Source organism: Vibrio tubiashii ATCC 19109 (assembly GCF_000772105.1).
In the GTDB taxonomy this organism is placed as follows: domain Bacteria; phylum Pseudomonadota; class Gammaproteobacteria; order Enterobacterales; family Vibrionaceae; genus Vibrio; species Vibrio tubiashii.
The window spans coordinates 114,569-132,029 of record NZ_CP009355.1 but is presented as its reverse complement, the minus strand read 5'-3'; the positions used below and the strand labels follow the sequence as shown (position 1 = coordinate 132,029).

Annotated in this window: 10 protein-coding genes; 5 read left to right on the top strand and 5 right to left on the bottom strand. The window is 49.9% G+C overall.

Features of this window, described 5'->3' with window-relative positions; genetic code table 11:
• The first annotated feature begins 31 nt into the window (after window positions 1-31).
• Genes IX91_RS15750 through IX91_RS15735 form a run of 4 tightly spaced genes read left to right on the top strand, consistent with a single transcriptional unit; the run spans window position 32 to window position 13,089 of the window.
• Complete coding sequence (locus IX91_RS15750) at window positions 32-5,581, top strand: type I polyketide synthase (protein WP_004746584.1); 5,550 nt, start codon at window positions 32-34, stop codon at window positions 5,579-5,581.
• Window positions 5,568-11,723 carry a non-ribosomal peptide synthetase gene (locus tag IX91_RS15745; RefSeq protein WP_004746582.1) on the top strand — a complete coding sequence of 2,052 codons (6,156 nt, stop codon included), beginning with the start codon at window positions 5,568-5,570 and terminating at the stop codon, window positions 11,721-11,723. The genes IX91_RS15750 and IX91_RS15745 overlap by 14 nt, the downstream gene beginning before the upstream one ends.
• 17 nt (window positions 11,724-11,740) lie before the next feature.
• Window positions 11,741-12,253, top strand: a complete 513-nt coding sequence (def, locus tag IX91_RS15740; RefSeq protein ID WP_004746580.1) for a peptide deformylase — start codon at window positions 11,741-11,743, stop codon at window positions 12,251-12,253.
• A gap of 11 nt (window positions 12,254-12,264) precedes the next feature.
• Complete coding sequence (locus IX91_RS15735; RefSeq protein WP_004746578.1) at window positions 12,265-13,089, top strand: class I SAM-dependent methyltransferase; 825 nt, start codon at window positions 12,265-12,267, stop codon at window positions 13,087-13,089.
• A 494-nt stretch (window positions 13,090-13,583) separates the two neighbouring features.
• Here IX91_RS15735 and IX91_RS15730 read toward each other — a convergent pair whose 3' ends face one another.
• From IX91_RS15730 to IX91_RS15715, 4 genes are all read right to left on the bottom strand, one after another.
• Window positions 13,584-14,015: a GNAT family N-acetyltransferase gene (locus tag IX91_RS15730; protein WP_004746577.1), complete on the bottom strand. Its 432-nt coding sequence runs from the start codon at window positions 14,013-14,015 to the stop codon at window positions 13,584-13,586.
• Between the two features lie 248 nt (window positions 14,016-14,263).
• Entirely contained in the window at window positions 14,264-14,998 is a 735-nt protein-coding gene (locus IX91_RS15725; RefSeq protein ID WP_004746576.1) for an RNA methyltransferase, read from the bottom strand.
• Window positions 14,999-15,084: 86 nt separating this feature from the next.
• Window positions 15,085-15,306 (bottom strand): DUF6500 family protein, encoded by a 222-nt coding sequence (locus tag IX91_RS15720; protein WP_004746574.1) that lies wholly within the window; start codon window positions 15,304-15,306, stop codon window positions 15,085-15,087.
• Between the two features lie 74 nt (window positions 15,307-15,380).
• On the bottom strand, window positions 15,381-16,196 hold the full coding sequence (locus IX91_RS15715; protein ID WP_004749559.1) for a DMT family transporter: 816 nt from the start codon (window positions 16,194-16,196) through the stop codon (window positions 15,381-15,383).
• Between the two features lie 284 nt (window positions 16,197-16,480).
• Between IX91_RS15715 and IX91_RS15710 the strand changes: the two genes are divergently transcribed.
• Entirely contained in the window at window positions 16,481-17,083 is a 603-nt protein-coding gene (locus IX91_RS15710) for an HD domain-containing protein (RefSeq protein ID WP_236642998.1), read from the top strand.
• On the opposite strand, the gene IX91_RS15705 is transcribed toward IX91_RS15710, so the two are convergent.
• Window positions 17,080-17,397: a cupin domain-containing protein gene (locus IX91_RS15705; RefSeq protein WP_004746493.1), complete on the bottom strand. Its 318-nt coding sequence runs from the start codon at window positions 17,395-17,397 to the stop codon at window positions 17,080-17,082. The two genes, IX91_RS15710 and IX91_RS15705, sit on opposite strands and share 4 nt — an antisense overlap.
• Between the last annotated feature and the right edge of the window lie 64 nt (window positions 17,398-17,461).

Sequence of the window (17,461 nt, the reverse complement as noted above, 5' to 3'; positions counted from 1 at the left end):
GCGCCCATCTACTACGACAACTTTTATAATTATGATTTCAAATACTAACAACGTCACCGATGTCGCAATTGTCGGCATTTCTTGCGCTTTTCCTGGGGCTGAGGACAAAGATCATTACTGGCAATTGCTGGTGAATCATCACATCGCCACCGATCTGCCGAGCGGCGCGGTCAACGCAGACCGAGTCGCAGCAGAAGGGATACTGGATCGCCCTTACCATTTTGACGCGGCTTACTTCAATATGTCGCCTCGCGATGCCAAATTAATGGATCCGCAACATCGCAAACTGCTAGAACACAGCGTTCTGGCACTGGCCGATGCCAATGTGGTTGAACACCAGGCCAACAATCGTATTGGGTCTTTCCTCAGTGTGGGCGCCAATCAGTATTACACCCATTGCCTGGCCAACTCTCCCTATCAGAAAGACAATCACTTGCAATACTCACTGGCCTTAGGCAACAGCCATCATTGTGTCGCAACCCAAATCGCCTACCAACTCAATCTACAGGGCCCCGCCTATACCATTTCTACGGCGTGCTCATCATCGTTAGTGGCGGTCCATCAGGCTTGTCAAAGCCTTATAGCCGGAGAAAGTGATCTCGCTTTAGCGGGCGGAGCCAGCATCAATACTCCGCATGGGCAAGGGTATGAGTACATGGAAGGCAGCGTGCTGTCGAAGCAAGGTCGCTGTCTGCCTTTCTCCGCTGACAGTGACGGAACCGTGCCTGCCAGCGGTGTCGGCGTGGTGGTCTTAAAGCGCTTGTCTGATGCCCTACGCGATAATGACCCCATTTACGCACTGATCAAAGGAGGAGCCACCAATAACGACGGTACGCGCAAGGTGGGTTACACCGCGCCAAGTATCGACGGTCAGGTCGAAGTGATTGAACGCGCCCTGTCATCCAGTGGGTTAACCCCCTCTGACATCGCGTTTATCGAATGTCATGGAACGGCAACGACTCTCGGTGACCCGATTGAACTCGAAGCCTTGGCCAGTCGTTATCCGTCAGCCACACCAGATACGCAGTACGCATTAGGTAGTGTCAAATGGAATATTGGCCATACCGACACCGCCGCAGGTGTTGCAGGATTAATCAAAGTGGCTCTGTCCCTGAAACACAATCTGATGCTCGGTTCGCCATACCTCGAAGCCTACAACCCAGAACTCCACATGGACGAGAAACCCTTCTATGTCCCGACAGCTAACGCGCCGTACCCAGTTCACCAACAAAGCGCAGCCGTCAGTTCATTTGGCATGGGGGGCACCAACTGTCACCTGATCCTGTCAGCCTCACCAGACACACGCCAACCCCAGTCCCCACTTCAGTCTGAGCGCTATATCGTGCCAATGAGCAGCCGTCACAACAATACACTGACCACCCAGGAACAGCAGCTGGCCGACTGGCTCGAACGCCATCCTGAGGCGGCGCTCGCCGATATTACAGGCACCCAAAGACAGTGTCGTCTCGACGAACCATACCGTCGCTATCATGTCGCCGATTCCGTGGCACAACTGATCCAGTCATTGAGAACGCCACGGCGGGAGATCGTACACGCAATCTCCCACCCTGAGTCGGTTCTGGTGGTGGAAGGTCAGGGCAGCGCTATTCAAGGAGCGGCACTGAATAGGTACGAACACTGCACGCGCTTTCGCGAACTCTTTGATCAGTGCATCGCGTTATTTGAGCGCGAGCCGGGTATGCCAGCGGATCTCAAACGCGTCGCATTGGATCCTGACTATGATCCCGATCTGCAGTCTCGGATGACCCTATACGCTCAACCGATCCTGTTTTCCATCCAATACGCTCTGGCTCAGACTCTGAAACAACAAGGGGTTTCGTTCCAGTCTTACATTGGCCACAGCCTTGGCGAGTGGATAGCTGCTGCGATTGCAGGACTTTGGTCACTGGAGGACGCGGTGCGTTTAATTGCCTGCCGCGCGTCTCATATCCAAGCGTGTGACGAGGGAGCAATGATCGCGATCTTTGCCGGTGAAGCCCGTGCCCGTCAGTATTTATCAGGCACGCTGACCATTGCTGCGTGCAATGGCGAACACATGACGGTCATAGCCGGTGAAACCCAAGCCGTCCATCAATTAGCAGCCACGCTGCACAAAGACGCGATTCGCTGCAAAATCCTCCAGACCAATAAAGCCTTTCACAACCCGATGCTTTCCCGCGCCGTGGCTCCGTTGCGGGAAGTACTGACTTCGATCACCTATCATTCAGTGAAAGGTCACCTCTACTCGAACTTAAAGGGGAAAAAAGTCGCCTTTCGCCGCGTCGCCAACCCAGAATACTGGATTGAGCAACTGCTTCAGCCCGTCCAGATGACCGGCATCTTACGCGCGTTAAATACATCGCGCTGTGTATTGACCGATATTGGCGTCAGCACTTCGATGAACAATATGTTCATCGCGTACAAAGCGGAACTGTCGACTGTGCTGCTCCAGGTGCCCGACCAACTCGACGCCCCTGCTTTAACCGATTTCCTTGGCCAATTCTGGTCTCTTGGCGGGAATATAGCCTGGGCTTCCCTCCCACCTTTGACATGGCAGAAGTGCAACCTGCCAGGGCCTGGCTTTAACCAGACTGAGTTTTATCAGCCCCCAGCCCCCGTGTCGTCAGGCACTGGACTTAAACGCGCAGTGGACCAATGGTTTTATCAAGACAGTTGGCTATGCCATCCTAGGCCAACGCACTCTGCAGACTCCATGTCTCCTGTCGCACACTACTCAGGTTGGTACCAACGTGAAGGCCAGCTGATCTATCGTGGCTTTCACCCCAGAGAGAGCATCACTCCGTCGCAGTTATCTGCCTTTCTTGAGCAACTGGAACGCTTGACGGCCGATGACAGTAAGACTTGCTATATCCTCGTGCAAGTAACCCATCCAACGATGAGTCACGAGTTGTCCGAGTGTTACCAACGCGCACTCAGCAGTTTAACGACGGTCATTGCGCAAGAAGCGCCACACCTCACCGTGCGTCTCATCGGTCATCAACCCGACGACGAGCGGATCCTCACCACCGATCTAGACGCTTTCACACAACATGCATCATCGGTTTATGTCGACGAACAGTATGTCTGGCACAAGACGTTGGTTCCCGTTCAGGCCAGTTCCGAACCGTACGTCTGGCAACACAACGGCTATGTGATGATCACCGGAGGGTTGGGCAAAATAGGCTTAAGCTGGGCCCAGTACCTTATCGAACACACTCAGCTAGAGGTCGTACTCACCGGACGTAAGCCTGGCTCGCAGGTCGTCACCTTACTCTCTGATCTGCCTCAAGCACTGACGAGCCAACTAGAGAACCGTCAGGCACTCTCAGCGCTGCTCGACTCATCTCGCGTCCATTATGCCAGTGTTGACGTCGCAGACGGGCCCGCTCTTATGAGCAAAGTGGACGAGTTCAATGATCAGCTTGGACCGCTGCGTGGTGTTATTCACTGTGCTGCCTACACCGCACTGGAGGGCCTCAAACCTGTGTTCTCCAGCCCCACGCCAATGATCGCTCAACACTATCAGGCCAAAGTCGACGGAACTCTGGCTCTGGCGTCGCTGTGTGATAAGCATCAGCCAGACTTTTGCCTGTTAATGTCCTCAATTTCCACCCAATTAGGCGGCTTTAATCTTGGTGTTTATGCCTACGCCAACCAGTTTATGAACGACTTTGTATTCACTCGCTCGCACCAATCAACGCGTTGGATGAGTATCTCCTGGGATGGTTGGGATCTTCAGAATGACCCAACACTATCGCCGGACATCAAAGCATTAGCCATCAATCATCAGGACTGTGATAACGCGTTCTCCTGGGTGTTCGATCATCTTTCTCTATCACATTGCGTCGCCTCAACCCATGATATTTATCCTCGCCTCTCAGAATGGGTAACTCATGCAGTGGCTAACCGCGACGACACAACTAAAGCACTATCGAGGGAAACGATCGAGCGCAAGGTCACCGAGATTTTTTGCCACCTGCTTGGTGTCGACCACATTGACCCCAATCGCAATTTCTTTGATATGGGCGGAGAGTCGATTGTCTTCTCTACGCTTGTCGCCGAAATCCGCTCTCAACTCTCAATGACGCTGCCGCTTCATGCCTTTATGAATGAGCCGACCTTAAGTCACACCATTGACCTGTTGGCCGCTTCGTCCTCCGTCAGCCGAGATCGCGGCGCCGTGGTAAACACTCTGACCTCTCTGTTTGAGGAGCTCTTAGACAGCACTGATGTGACAGGCTCTAGCCATTTCTTCGAGTGCGGCGGGGATTCATTGGTCTTCACCCAGTTGGCAAAACGCGTTAAACAAACCCTCGACTTTAATGTTTCTCTCAGTGAGTTCATTGACGCTCCGACCATAGATCATCTGGCGGACTTGATCTGTGGGCGTCACCACGAGTCCGAATCCGAGCAATACGATGACTTAGGTCTTCGCGCCGATCTGTGGCCAGTGTCGGCTCCAGCCGAGACCGACGAACGCGTCTTTCTGGTGACAGGAGCCACGGGCCTACTCGGCATTAACTTAGTCGCCCAACTGTTACACCAACATGATGTTGCTCACGTGGTGGCGTTAGTCCGAGCAAAAGATAACGCTCACGCGATACAACGTATGCTCGCTCAGTTGGAGCGCTTTGCCCCTGACACCGACACAACAAAACTGCGCGTAGTGTGCGGTAACGTCGCGGAACCAAAGTTAGGATTGGAGCCTTCCTGCTACGAGCAACTCAGTCAGGAAATCACCGATGTGTTGCACAACGCCGCTCATGTCAACCACATCCTCGACTATGCGACACTCAAAGCCAGCAACACCTTAAGCATGCTCTCCGTCCTTGAGCTCGCCGCCCAGTGTCGCCAGAAACACATTCACTTTGTGTCGACCCTAGCCTGTGTGTCAGAGCTCAACCGTCACAACCACTATGTCGAGTCGTTGCCAACTCGGGCAATCCAACCCGCTAAGCACCTTAATGGGTACGCGCGCTCCAAATGGGCAACGGAAGTCTTGCTAGAGCAAGCTATGGCGCGCGGCTTTTCAGTCAATGTCGTCCGTCCTTCAAGCCTTGTTGGCCATTCATTACATGGGACTTTCAATGCCGACAACGATCATATCTGGCTGTATGTGAAAGGCTGTCTGCAGCTCGGCTGCTACCCCGCCATCGACAATGAAATTAACATCACCCCGGTCGATTTCATGTCACAACTGATTGTTACCATCTGTCTGACCAATCAAAACAAGGTCTACAACTTGCCCACCCCTTACGTGGCCCAAATGAATGACCTGTTTAGCCACCTGGCAACGCGAGGATACCAAATAGAGGGTGTCTCTCTGGCTGAATGGCGGCAACAAGCGACCCGCAATGCCGATCACAATAACGCCTTGTACCCAATCCTGTCCTATTACCTCAGCGACACTTCGGATGACGATGTCATTGCTCCAGATTATGGCAATGTCGTCGTCGATAACACGCACGCGTTATTGCAGGCTGAAGGGCTCAACTTCCCGCAACCTGAGCAATTTATCCAGCACTTAATCGAATACTTAGAACTCGTTAATTTCTTTGGGGACCACCATGTACAGTCGTGACAGGCATCTTATTCATCACCAGTTCGCTGACGTCGTTCAACGCCATTACCACGATATCGCCATCGCAGATCACCATCAGCAACTCAGCTATGGCGAGTTGGATGCCGCCGCCAACCAGGTCGCCAATGCGATCCTCAAGCATCACCCTCATGGTTCTGCTCCTGTGGTGGTTTCTATGCACCGCAGCGTTGCTGCGGTGGTAAGCATGCTAGCGATCCTAAAAACAGGGCGCCCCTATCTGCCAGTGGACGATAGTTTCTCTGAGTCACAACTGACGTTTATCGCTCAGGATAGCCACGCGACCTGTATCATCAGTGATCGCCCACTCAACCAAACCACTGTGCCTGTCTATATTTATGACGATTTACGCCACCACAACACGGCAACCGCACCCGAAATTGAGCCCGTCTCGGCACCGCTGGCTTATATCATGTATACGTCCGGGTCAACGGGGCGACCGAAAGGGGTAGAAATCGAGCACACGGGCGTACTTCGTCTGGTCAGCAATAGTGACCACATCACGTGTCAGACTCAGGATGTCATCGCCCACTGTTCGTCGATTGGCTTTGATGCATCGACACTTGAGATTTGGCTGCCCTTGCTTAATGGCGCGCAAATCTATGTGATAGCGAAACAAGATGTGCTCGATTTTGAACAGTTCGAGCACCAAATCAACATCGGTAATGTCAGTACCCTGTGGTTGACAGTGGCGCTGTTTAACACCCTTGTCACGCGCCATCCACAAGCGTTATCGACACTAAAGACGCTAATGATTGGCGGCGACGCGCTCAATCTTGAGCTGGTGCGCAAGTTTCTCCGCAGCGACCACTGTCAGCTAGACACCTTCCTCAATGGCTATGGCCCGACCGAAAACACGACCTTCACCACCACCTTTGATATTTTCGGGCTCAACGATAGTCACACCAGTGTGCCTATCGGCCGCGCTATCACGGGGACAGAAGTGGACATCATCGATGACCAGAACCAACCCGTCATCGGCGAGCGGGTTGGCGAATTGATCACCCGTGGACTGGGCTTAGCGCGAGGCTACACCTGCCCGCATGAAACAGAACGTAAATTTTTTATTTATAACGGCGAACGACACTACCGCACCGGGGATCTGGTGCGCAGACTACCGTGTGGAAACTTAGAATTCGTCAGCCGCAAGGATCACGAAGTCAAAATCCGTGGTCTGCGCGTCAACCTCACTCAGGTCGAAGAGGCCTTTCATCAGCAGGCGGTGGTTCAGCAGTGCTATGTACGCTGTGATAAGACGACACTGAATGAAAGATTAGTCGCCTACATCGAAGTCGCAGACAACAGCATCGAGCAAGAGCGTCAGTTACGCCAAAACGTTGCCGAAGTCCTCCCCGCCTACATGATCCCTGAGCGACTTGTCTTATTGAGCGCGATCCCTCTGACACGAAACGGCAAACTTGATATTGAGGCTATTGAAGACCAAATCCGTCAATGCGCTTCTTACCGTTCAACCCCACCAGCGCCAACAGGTACCGTTGGTGAGAAGGTGCACGCCTTGTATCAGAGTGTGCTCGACACCCATGACTCAGACATCCCGACCACACGCAGTTTCTTTGAGCTAGGCGGTAACTCATTACAGATCTACCAATTGCTCAACGCGTTGAACGAAGAGTTCAATATCAAACTGACCGTCAAACAGGTTTTGGACAACCCTAGTATTCAAGCCCTTTCGGCGCAGATTGAGAGACTAGACGTCCACCGCTCCGCGACTTCGCCAACTTCATTTGCCCTAGAGAAAACATGGCCGATTTCCCCCGCTCAGCGCCGTCTCTGGTACGTTGAACAGTTGCGCCCATTAGACAATGTCATCGCCTTGGGCTATGCCCTGAGCGGTGACATCGATCATCAGCGTTTCAAATCAGCCTGCCAGCATACCGTCAGTCAGCACGGCATCTTTAATTGTCGGTTTGTCGAGAGCAACGGTGAAGTTCAATTGGAACCGGTTCAGCATGCACTGGATTTTCAGGCCCTGAGTCACTCAGACTGGCGGACCACGTTCGAGCAAGAAGTCGCCACGCCATTCGATCTGCACCAAGCGCCGATGCTGCGTGTGCGTTTATTGACCACTGGCCCCGGCCAGCACATCTTACTGCTGTTCTCGAACCATCTGATTTTAGATGGTTGGTCGGTCCAACTGCTGCTCCAGGCCATCAGTGATCATTATGATTGTCTGCATAAGGGTTACCCCCTCAGTGACACCGTTCAGCACGACTATCAAGCGTATTGTCTAACCATGGCTAACCAGCGCTGTCCGTCCGCGCTGGAAGCCGATCTGGCTTTTTGGCGCCAGCACCTTTTTGATTGTCGCTTACCAGACGTGCTGCCCAAAGCCGCCCGACCTTTGCCACAGGCGGACGCGCAGTCGTCTTCTATTCCGCCACATCGTGTCTCACTCCCAAGCGAGCTGAGTGAAAAGTTAATCACTCAGGCTAAAGAAGAAAAAATTAGCCTGTTCAGTCTGTTAACCCATCACTTTGGGCAAGCCCTGTGTCAGTTTTCTGCGTTGGAAGAGGTGGTTTTAGCCATTCCCACCGCCAATCGAGAAGGCTTTGCTGACACCATAGGTATGTTCGTCAATACCATTCCTTTTCGCTACCAGCGTGACAGCGATGCCCTCTCCGCCCACCAGACATTACAGCACTGTCTGAGTCATGCCGGAGCCTATCTTGATGAAATCCAACAGCATCTGAACCTGCAACAGCCCTCAATCAATCTGGATCGCTTACAAGTTGGGATTGCCCTGCAAAACACCGGGCACGACCGAGGGTTAACACTCGCTCACTGTGACAGTCAGTTTTTCCCTTTGCCGACCGTCAGTGCGCGTTTCGATCTGTTTGCGCATTGCTTTGTCGTCAATCGGCACATCGAGATCGAATTTGAGTTTAACCCACACCTGCTTTACCCAGAATATGTAGACAGCATCTGCACCCTCTTCACTCAAAGGCTTATCAAATCAGTCAACCTCAAAGTGAATCAACCTCATTCGCTTGGCGAACACGCACCTAAAAAGGGGCCTGCTTATCGTCCTGAGCCGGTATTGGAAAGGCTGGAGAATGTCTGGGCATCCCTTGACCAACAAATTGCTGTCGTGACCCATGAGACCCACTACCACTATCGTCAGTTGAGTGAAGACGTACAGCAGTTGAGATTGGCCTTAACTCACGCTGGCATCACCAACGGGCAGCGTGTCGGCGTTCAGCTTGAGCTTAGCTATGAGTATATTGTGACCATCTTCGCTCTACTGCTAAACGGCTGTTCGTTTGTTCCGCTTGATCGTCGTTACCCTCAGAAAAGGCTTCAATTCATCATTGATGATGCGAGGTTACGTGGCAGCATAGGGCTTAGTTCAACAGGGCAGTCAGACGTGCTCTTGACGACAATAGGTGCAAGCCCTCTCCACTTCACCAACTACAGCTCAGCGCCATCCAGCGCCAGCGAAAACGAAGCCTGCTTGCTGTATACCTCAGGCTCAACGGGGACGCCAAAAGGCGTCGAGATCTGTCTTGAGTCAATCTTGCGACTCACCCAAGCGCCGAATTTTCTTCAGTTGTCGCAACAGACGCGTTTTCTTGTCGCCTCATCTCCGGCGTTTGATGCCTCACTGCTGGAAATATTTGTCCCTTTGGTCAATGGGCTGAGTTGTGCGGTCGTTGATAAAGAAACCTTGCTCGACTACCCTAAACTATCGCGTCAGTTGGCGCTTCAAGGCATCAACACGGCTTGGCTAACGGTCTCGCTGTTCAACGATATTGCCACTACTCGTCCGCAAACCTTGAGACATCTAACGGGACTGTTGATTGGGGGGGATGCGCTTAACCTCAATACGGTACGAGCGTTCCTCGCCAGTCCCCATTGCCATCTTACTCAGTTCGTCAATGGCTATGGCCCTACCGAGACGACCACCTTTGCAACCTGGTTTGATATCCTGTCACTACGCGATCATCATCACAGCGTCCCAATCGGGCAGCCCATCAATGATACACACGTCTATCTAATCGGGGCTGAGCTTGATGCCAGTCAATGCGGTCAGGTAGGCGAAATCGCCATTGGGGCCCCCTGGCTCAAGCCCAATTACCACAATCGACCGGAACTCAATCAGGAAAAGTATCGCCTCAATCCGTTCTACTCGCTGGACGGTTGTCGCTATTTGTATCTGAGTGGCGATCTGGCTCGGTACAACCCGCAAGGTGACATCGAATATATAGGTCGACGCGATCATTTGGTCAAAATCCGTGGCCATCGTGTTGAATTGTCTGGCATCAACCACGTTCTGTTGGCTCACCCTCTGGTCAAAAATGCCCACGTTGGTGTGGTTGAAACACCGGATAAACACATTGTTGCGTATCTGGTCCCCAACGACACTGACGTCAATGTCGCTGATATGCGCAGTACCGTGATGAGCTACCTGCGCAACACGCTTGAACCCTTTCAAGTGCCATCTGGACTGGTTTTTGTCGAGCACCTGCCTCTGACCGTCAACGGTAAGGTGGACCAACGGGCCCTCAGCCAATATGAATTCGATACGAATGAAGCGTCGATTCTCCCCCGCAATGATCTGGAAGCCCAGATCCACCGTTGTTGGACTGAGTTTATTCATGATGACCAGTTCTGTGTCACCGCACGCTTTTTTGATATTGGCGGCCATTCACTATTGGTACCTAAAGTACTGCATCGATTGAGTGCCCTGACCGGACATAACATTGGTTTTGTCGACTTTTTGCGTCATCAAACCGTGGCTGAACTGGCGTTATGGCTAAGTGAGAACTCAGCGCTGACACAAGAGGAGCATGGATCATCGCTTGCACTGAGTCACTCTCAAAGGACAATGTATCCTGTGACCCCAGCACAACTAAACCTGTATTTTTCGCACGAGTTCGCCGTTCACAAAGCCTTGTACAACATTCCACAAGCTCGGTTGTTCGATAAGCCGCTGCACGCTCTGCCATTACAACAGGCGCTAAACACCCTGATGCGTCATAGCCGTGTGTTAAATGCCGTGTTTACCTTCGATCAGCAAGATAACCTGCATATGACTGTGCAGGAACCACAGGAGATGGAGCTCACTGTCCATCCTGTTGAGACGTTAGGCGACGCAATCGCACTGTGCCAAACCCTGGCTGAAACCCCCTTTGATCTTCAGCTAGGTCCTCTGATCCGTTTCGACCTTATGTCCATCGCCGAAACACAACAGTCTGTTGTCTTTATCAACATCCACCACATCATCGCCGATGACGCGAGCATGCAGTTTATGTTCAAGGCGTTGATTGATGCCTACCACCAACAGGATATTCACCCATCACCGTACGACTTCTTGGATTATAGCGACGCTGTTACGACAGCGACCCCATCCGAACACGACGAATCACTCAAGGCATTTTGGACCAAGCAGTTTGAAGGCTACGAAGGTATCCTTAAATTCACCTCTAACGACCGCAGTGATCTACCCAGTAATCTCGGCTTTCGCCAACAATTTGATATAACGCCCGCGGTGTTATGTCAGCTCACACAACTGGCCAATGCAGCGCAGGGCACCCTATTTGAAACCGCATTCGCCCTATATCAAACCGCGGCAGCGCGGGTGGCAGAACGCGCTGATATCGTCATCGGCTTCCCGTACTCGCCTAGGGTGGATGTCGGTTTGTTCGACACTATCGGCTATTTTGTCGATGTGATCCCGACTCGCGTGTCAATTTCACAGACCAACACCGACGTTAACGACCTCCGCGAGCGAATTAACACTAATCGTGCGTTTCTGGCGCATCGACCTGTTAATCAAACAATTTCATATGTTTCCGGTATACGTCGATGCTACAATTACGCGCCTCTGGTCCAGAACGTATTCGCATTTCATGGTCAGGACAGCGCCCCATTACCAACAGGGCAGTCGTTAGAGCTCGACAACCGTTACTGCCGATTCGATACCGTATTTACGGTTTTCATCAACAATGGCCGCGGCTCTGTCGTCGTGGAATGTGCTCAGGACCTATATTCTTACTCCATGCTACAACGTTTATTCACCGCGTTTGTCGACATGATACAAGGGGTAAGTTCGACAATCAGTGAACCATTACTCACGCAACAATCGTTGGTTATTCAAGAATAAATAAAAGGAAAACAACAATGGCTATCAGACCTATTATCGAAGTGCCAGATGACAGACTTCGTGTGACCTATCAGATCGTTGACGACGTCAGCACCGTGCAAACATTGATCGACGATATGTTAGACACCCTTTACGATACCGACAATGGCATTGGACTTGCGGCCGCTCAAATTGGCCACAGTGAAGCTGTGCTTATTATTGATATCTCAGAAAATCGTGATCAGCCACTGATCATGATTAATCCTCAAATCATCGAGCATGAGGGACTGATCGACAGTGAAGAAGGCTGCCTGTCCGTCCCTGGTGTGTATGCCAAGGTACAACGCCACCAGCGAGTCAAAGTGCAAGCATTAAATCGCCAGGGAGAAGCATTTACCATCGAAGACGATGACTATCTGGCGATTGTCATGCAACACGAAATCGACCACTTACATGGCAAAATCTTCATCGACTATCTGTCTCCGCTCAAACGCAAGATGGCGATGAAGAAGATCAAGAAATTCCAACGGGCTAAAGTCTCGGCGGCTTAAGAGTACTCACTATGAATAAGCAGTTATTGAACGACTTCCTCCGCCAAGAAGAGTGCCCTCACTTGCTGATGGACTTTGGTAACCCGGCCTTTAGCGAGCGTATGCTCAAGGAGCATTTGGATCAAAACAGTGAATTTGCCAGCCGTAAACTCGACGAGATCGCGCGTCAGGTTGATTTTCTCTACCAGCGCTACCTAACGCCCGGCGATAAGGTATTGGATCTTGCCTGTGGTCCGGGTCTGTATACCTCGAAGCTTGCCAACCGACAGGTGCACTGTACGGGATTCGATATTTCGCCAGCAGCCATTCACTATGCGCAACAGCAAGCCAGTCATCACGAACACTATCAGGTCGCGGACCTCAACCAGTTCAAACTGGATACCCAGTTTGACTTGGTGCTGATGCTGTTTGGTATTGCCAATAATCTTAAGGATCTGGACGGCTTACTTGCGCAACTCAAAAGCAACCTAAAGCCCGAGGGTAAACTGGTGATTGAGCTAATGGATCTTGAGTTCATGAAAAGCTTGGTGGCCGGCGACGGAACCTGGACATATATGCACGAGGGCGGATTGTTGAGTGATAACCCACACTATCAACTCTGTCGCAGAATATGGCATGAAGATGAAGGCAAGTTGATCGACAGAAACCTAATCATCGACGACAATACTCAGATTCAAGTGTTTGAAGGACTCTTTTGGGGCTACTGTTTAGATCGCCTTGATGATCTACTTGAGAATAATGGTTTTCTCCCAGCCCGCAAAATCTGTCACGAATTGGAGAAAGGCGAACTGACACAGCACTTCTTTTTGATCGAAACCGCTTTGATGCCTTACTAATTTCAGTATTGCAATCTGCGTCCCCCTCCCCTCTCACCACTGGCGACGGGGGAGGATGTAAGATAGTCTTTCCGATATATATCAATAACTAAATAACAGCATCTTGAAATGTTCCTCTACATCACTATTTTTAGCGTTGGTGTGGGGCGTTCCATCTAATTAACGTTCAGAGTAGTGGGGCTAAGATGTTTTTATCCTGAAGCAACTTCACCACACTCAACAAAGAAATTCACAAATGCTGCATAACTATAGTAATCCTAACATAAGCTCAGTTTGGGTAAATTACCGCTGTTTACGAACACGAGCTTGTTGAGCGAAACTAATAATGGGGCATAAATAAGTTAACTCCACCAATTCAATTGACTCAAACCTTAAGTTAAAAACTGACAGAGACTACTTTCTACCGCATACGGAAACGCCCAAAGTTATTAGCTTTGGGCGTTTCTTCTAACAAACATTGCTTTTTAATAAGCTGAATTACGACAAACCGAACTTTAGAGTGTCATATGCAGAATTGGAAAAGGTTTCCCCATATCATCAACGGGCGAGCGTGAAACGACCTTAAAACCCATATGCTCGTAAAAGCCTACCGCTTGTGGGTTCTGCTCGTTTACATCGACTTTCGTCGCGCCTAACTGCTCTATTGCATGTTGCAATAGCACAGCCCCAATGCCTTGCCCTCTTGCCTCGTTTAAGATGAACAGCATTTCAATCTTTGATTCGTGAATCCCCACGAACCCGAGAATTGAACCACTTTCATTTTTTACACATCTTAACGTAACGGCAGGGAATGCCTGCTCAATGATAATGGGTTTAAAAAACTCAATATCGTCTTCTGTTATGAAATCATGAGTTGCTCGGACTGAGTTTTCCCAAACATCAAGCATTTCTGCGTAATACTCAGGAAGCACATTTTCTACAATCATTGTATTGTCTCTTAAGTTGACTGAAATTTATGTGCAGCCGCAAGAGCGATTCTAGCTGAAGAGAAAGTATGGCGTCTAGTTTGGTGTACGGGTGCTGAAGGAGATTCCCTACTCCTTCCTTAGTCACGGAGAACTGGAGAACTGGAGAACTGGAGAACTGGAGAACTGGAGAACTGGAGAACTAAAGTTGACTCACTTTGAATAAGCAGGCAACTTTAGTTTTCTAGCAAAGTGAAGCAATCCTGCGCTTAGCCGTGCTGGCGACGCAAGTTATCTATAATGATGCCTGTTGCCATCGCTACGTTAAGTGACTCCGCACCACCAAAAGCAGGAATGGTAATCTTATCGGTAACAAACTTAGCGGCTTGCTCGCGAATGCCGTGAGATTCGCTGCCCATCAATAAAATCCCTTCTGCAGCAAACTCTGTTTTGTGCACGCTTTCACCTTCGAGGAAAGCACCATAGACAGGTAGGTTTGATTGCTCTAGGTAGCTTGGCAGGTCAAGCTGGCTAACCGTCACACGACCAAAGCTGCCCATCGTGGCACTGATGGTTTTTGGGTTGTATGGGTCAGCACAATCTGTACTTGCGACTATGTGTTTAATACCGTACCAGTCTGCAACACGAATAATAGTCCCTAGGTTACCTGGATCAGACACGCCATCTAGCGCAATCATCAAGCCTTGCGCTTTTGGTGTCTCGACAGTTGGGATTTCAACAACCGCAATCGCCGCATTGTTACTGACTAAAGTGCTCGCTTTCGTTAGCTCATCAAGTGATGCTTCGATGCACTCGAATCCACTTAGCTCAGTGTGATAATCAGCAAGAAACTCAGGTGTAGCGAACACCTGCTTTACCGTTAGCGCGCTATTCGCCAACTCAAGAACGTTCTTCTCTCCTTGCACCAAAAACAGACCATGCGCTTTACGCTGCTTCTTTTGGCCAAGAGCTCGAAGTAGTTTAAGTTGGTTTTTTGAAATCATAATTTTTCCACAATGATGGGCTAACCCAGATAAAAGCGCGGCAATTATAGAGTAAAGCCTTGTTGAGCTAAAGAGGTCAACCAAGATTACTCAGATTCAGATTGTACCAATGCGATGATTTTGGTCGCTTTCTCGAAATGGTCCAGCTTATGAGTTTGTATCCACCATGTGGCCGCTTCCATTAACAGCTCTGGGTCGTCATTCTTGTTGGCAAAAAAGGCATAAAATGACACGCCTACGCCTTCTCCCTTCTGGGCAATCTTCTTCTGGCAAACAGCAATGATTTTATCTTGTAAAAACTGACGCATTTCTTTCTCACAAATCACTTAAACGCCGTATTTTATCTGTTAGTGATCGTCATATCTAATCTTTCAACCACCACCTACAGCTTGGGCTGCTTTAAGTGATGATACACAATCGGCAAAGCGGCGCTAGCAACAATCACGAGTAAGCCAAGTATCGCAAGCTCATTGGGAACTTCGCTAAACAACCCGTACCCAAGAGCTACAGAGTAAATGATCTTTCCATACTCGACATTGGCAATAACGTTTGCTTCCCCATATTTATACGCCGTTACACCAATCCACTGCGCCACAGATGAAAGCACACCAACACATAGCAGTAGACCTAACTCTGACCAACTCGGCCACTGCCAAGCTGCTATGCTTGGTAACAAAGCCATCACTCCTACAAACAGCGCCTGATAACCAAGTAGCGTAATTCTCGGCTCTTCTTGTGACACTTTTCGCACGCAGATAACAGCTACAGCAGCCCCCATTGCAGCCAGTAAGCCTGCTCCGGTATATTGCAGAGAACCTTGTTGGAACTGTGGCTGAACCACCATCATCACACCGATAAACCCCGCAATGATGGTGAATAAGCGCGTAGCAGTAATGCACTCTGACAAACAAAGCCTAGAGATACACGCAACAAACAGGACTTGAGTAAAGCCAATTGCGGTGGCGTCGGCTAAAGGAATATTACTTACGGTGACAAATCCAAAGTAAAGAGCAATAAACGCTCCTAGAATACGTAACGCGTGAAGCTTAACTCGTTTAGGTTTAAGCAAAATGTCTACGCTACGAACCATGGCTGGCATCAACAAGGTAATAAACACCAGTTGTCGGAAAAACAGTATTTGAAACACGTCAATGGTATCGCTTAGCACTCGAACAATAACACCGACCAGAGTAAACATTGCTGTTGAACATAACGCTAAAGGAATCCCTTTCCACACTGGAGGTAATTGGTCTAGCCTGCGAATAAATGGCTGGGTATTGCCTCTGAATTTTTGGAGAGTATGCAAGATTCAATGCCTCGAAATTAACCGCGAAGAATCTAGCTTAAAGGTGGCACCAATAGACGGGTCAAGAAGCTCGAACATTGAAATGACAGTATGGGACAATCACTATGTTAAGCTTTAGAAATCAAACCGTTATTGTAGGAGCTCGCTTGGAAACTGTAGAAAAGTACACTCAAGCCATGTTTGAGTTTATTGAAAAAGAGATGATTCAAGATCCCGCGCACGACATCAATCACGTTAAACGAGTCGTCAAAACTGCGCGCAACCTATGTGCGCAAGAAAATGCGAAGCTAGAGGTGGTGCTACCCGCCGCTTATCTGCATGATTGTTTCACCTTCGCTAAGAACCATCCCGAGCGCAGTAAGAGCTCTGTGGTCGCAGCCGACAAAGCAATCGAATTCCTTACTTCCATCCGCTACCCAGCTCAATATTTAGATGCCATTCATCATGCGATTGTCGCACACAGTTACAGCGCAAATATCACACCGCAAACACTAGAAGCGCAAATTGTACAAGATGCAGATCGCCTTGATGCCTTGGGAGCGGTAGGGATTGCTCGCTGCCTACAAGTAAGTACTAACTTTGGCGCAAGCTTATACAGTTCAGACGATCCATTTTGTGAGAATCGAGAGTATGATGATAAAAACTACACCGTCGATCACTTCTACAACAAGCTGTTTAAACTTGAGCAGATGATGAACACTGACGCGGCTAAAACCGAGGCAAGAATCAGAACTCAGTACATGCGCACGTATTTAGCCCAACTCGCGAGTGAAATTTAGCCTTTGTAGAAAACCGCTAGCCAGACCGTTATCTCGTCTTGAGCGGTCTGCTTCACTTTATGTTTGCAGTGTGCAGGGATATTGACATGATCGCCCTGCTCAAGCTTAACGATACGACCATCTTCAAACTCAATCACACCAAACCCAGACAGAACTATCACCCACTCGCTCTCATCTTGATCATACCAACCAGACTCCGGTGAGCTTTGACCATGAGAGAGGATTCGTTCAATACGTACATCCTTACCCTTAACGATATCTTCAAATTGCTCCTCATCTAAAGTTGATGGCAATTGCGCGAATAGGTTATTCATAGTTTAAGTACTCGTGTTGATAGCTTACTGCGACGTTCAATATACCTCAGTCGCAATAAGGCTT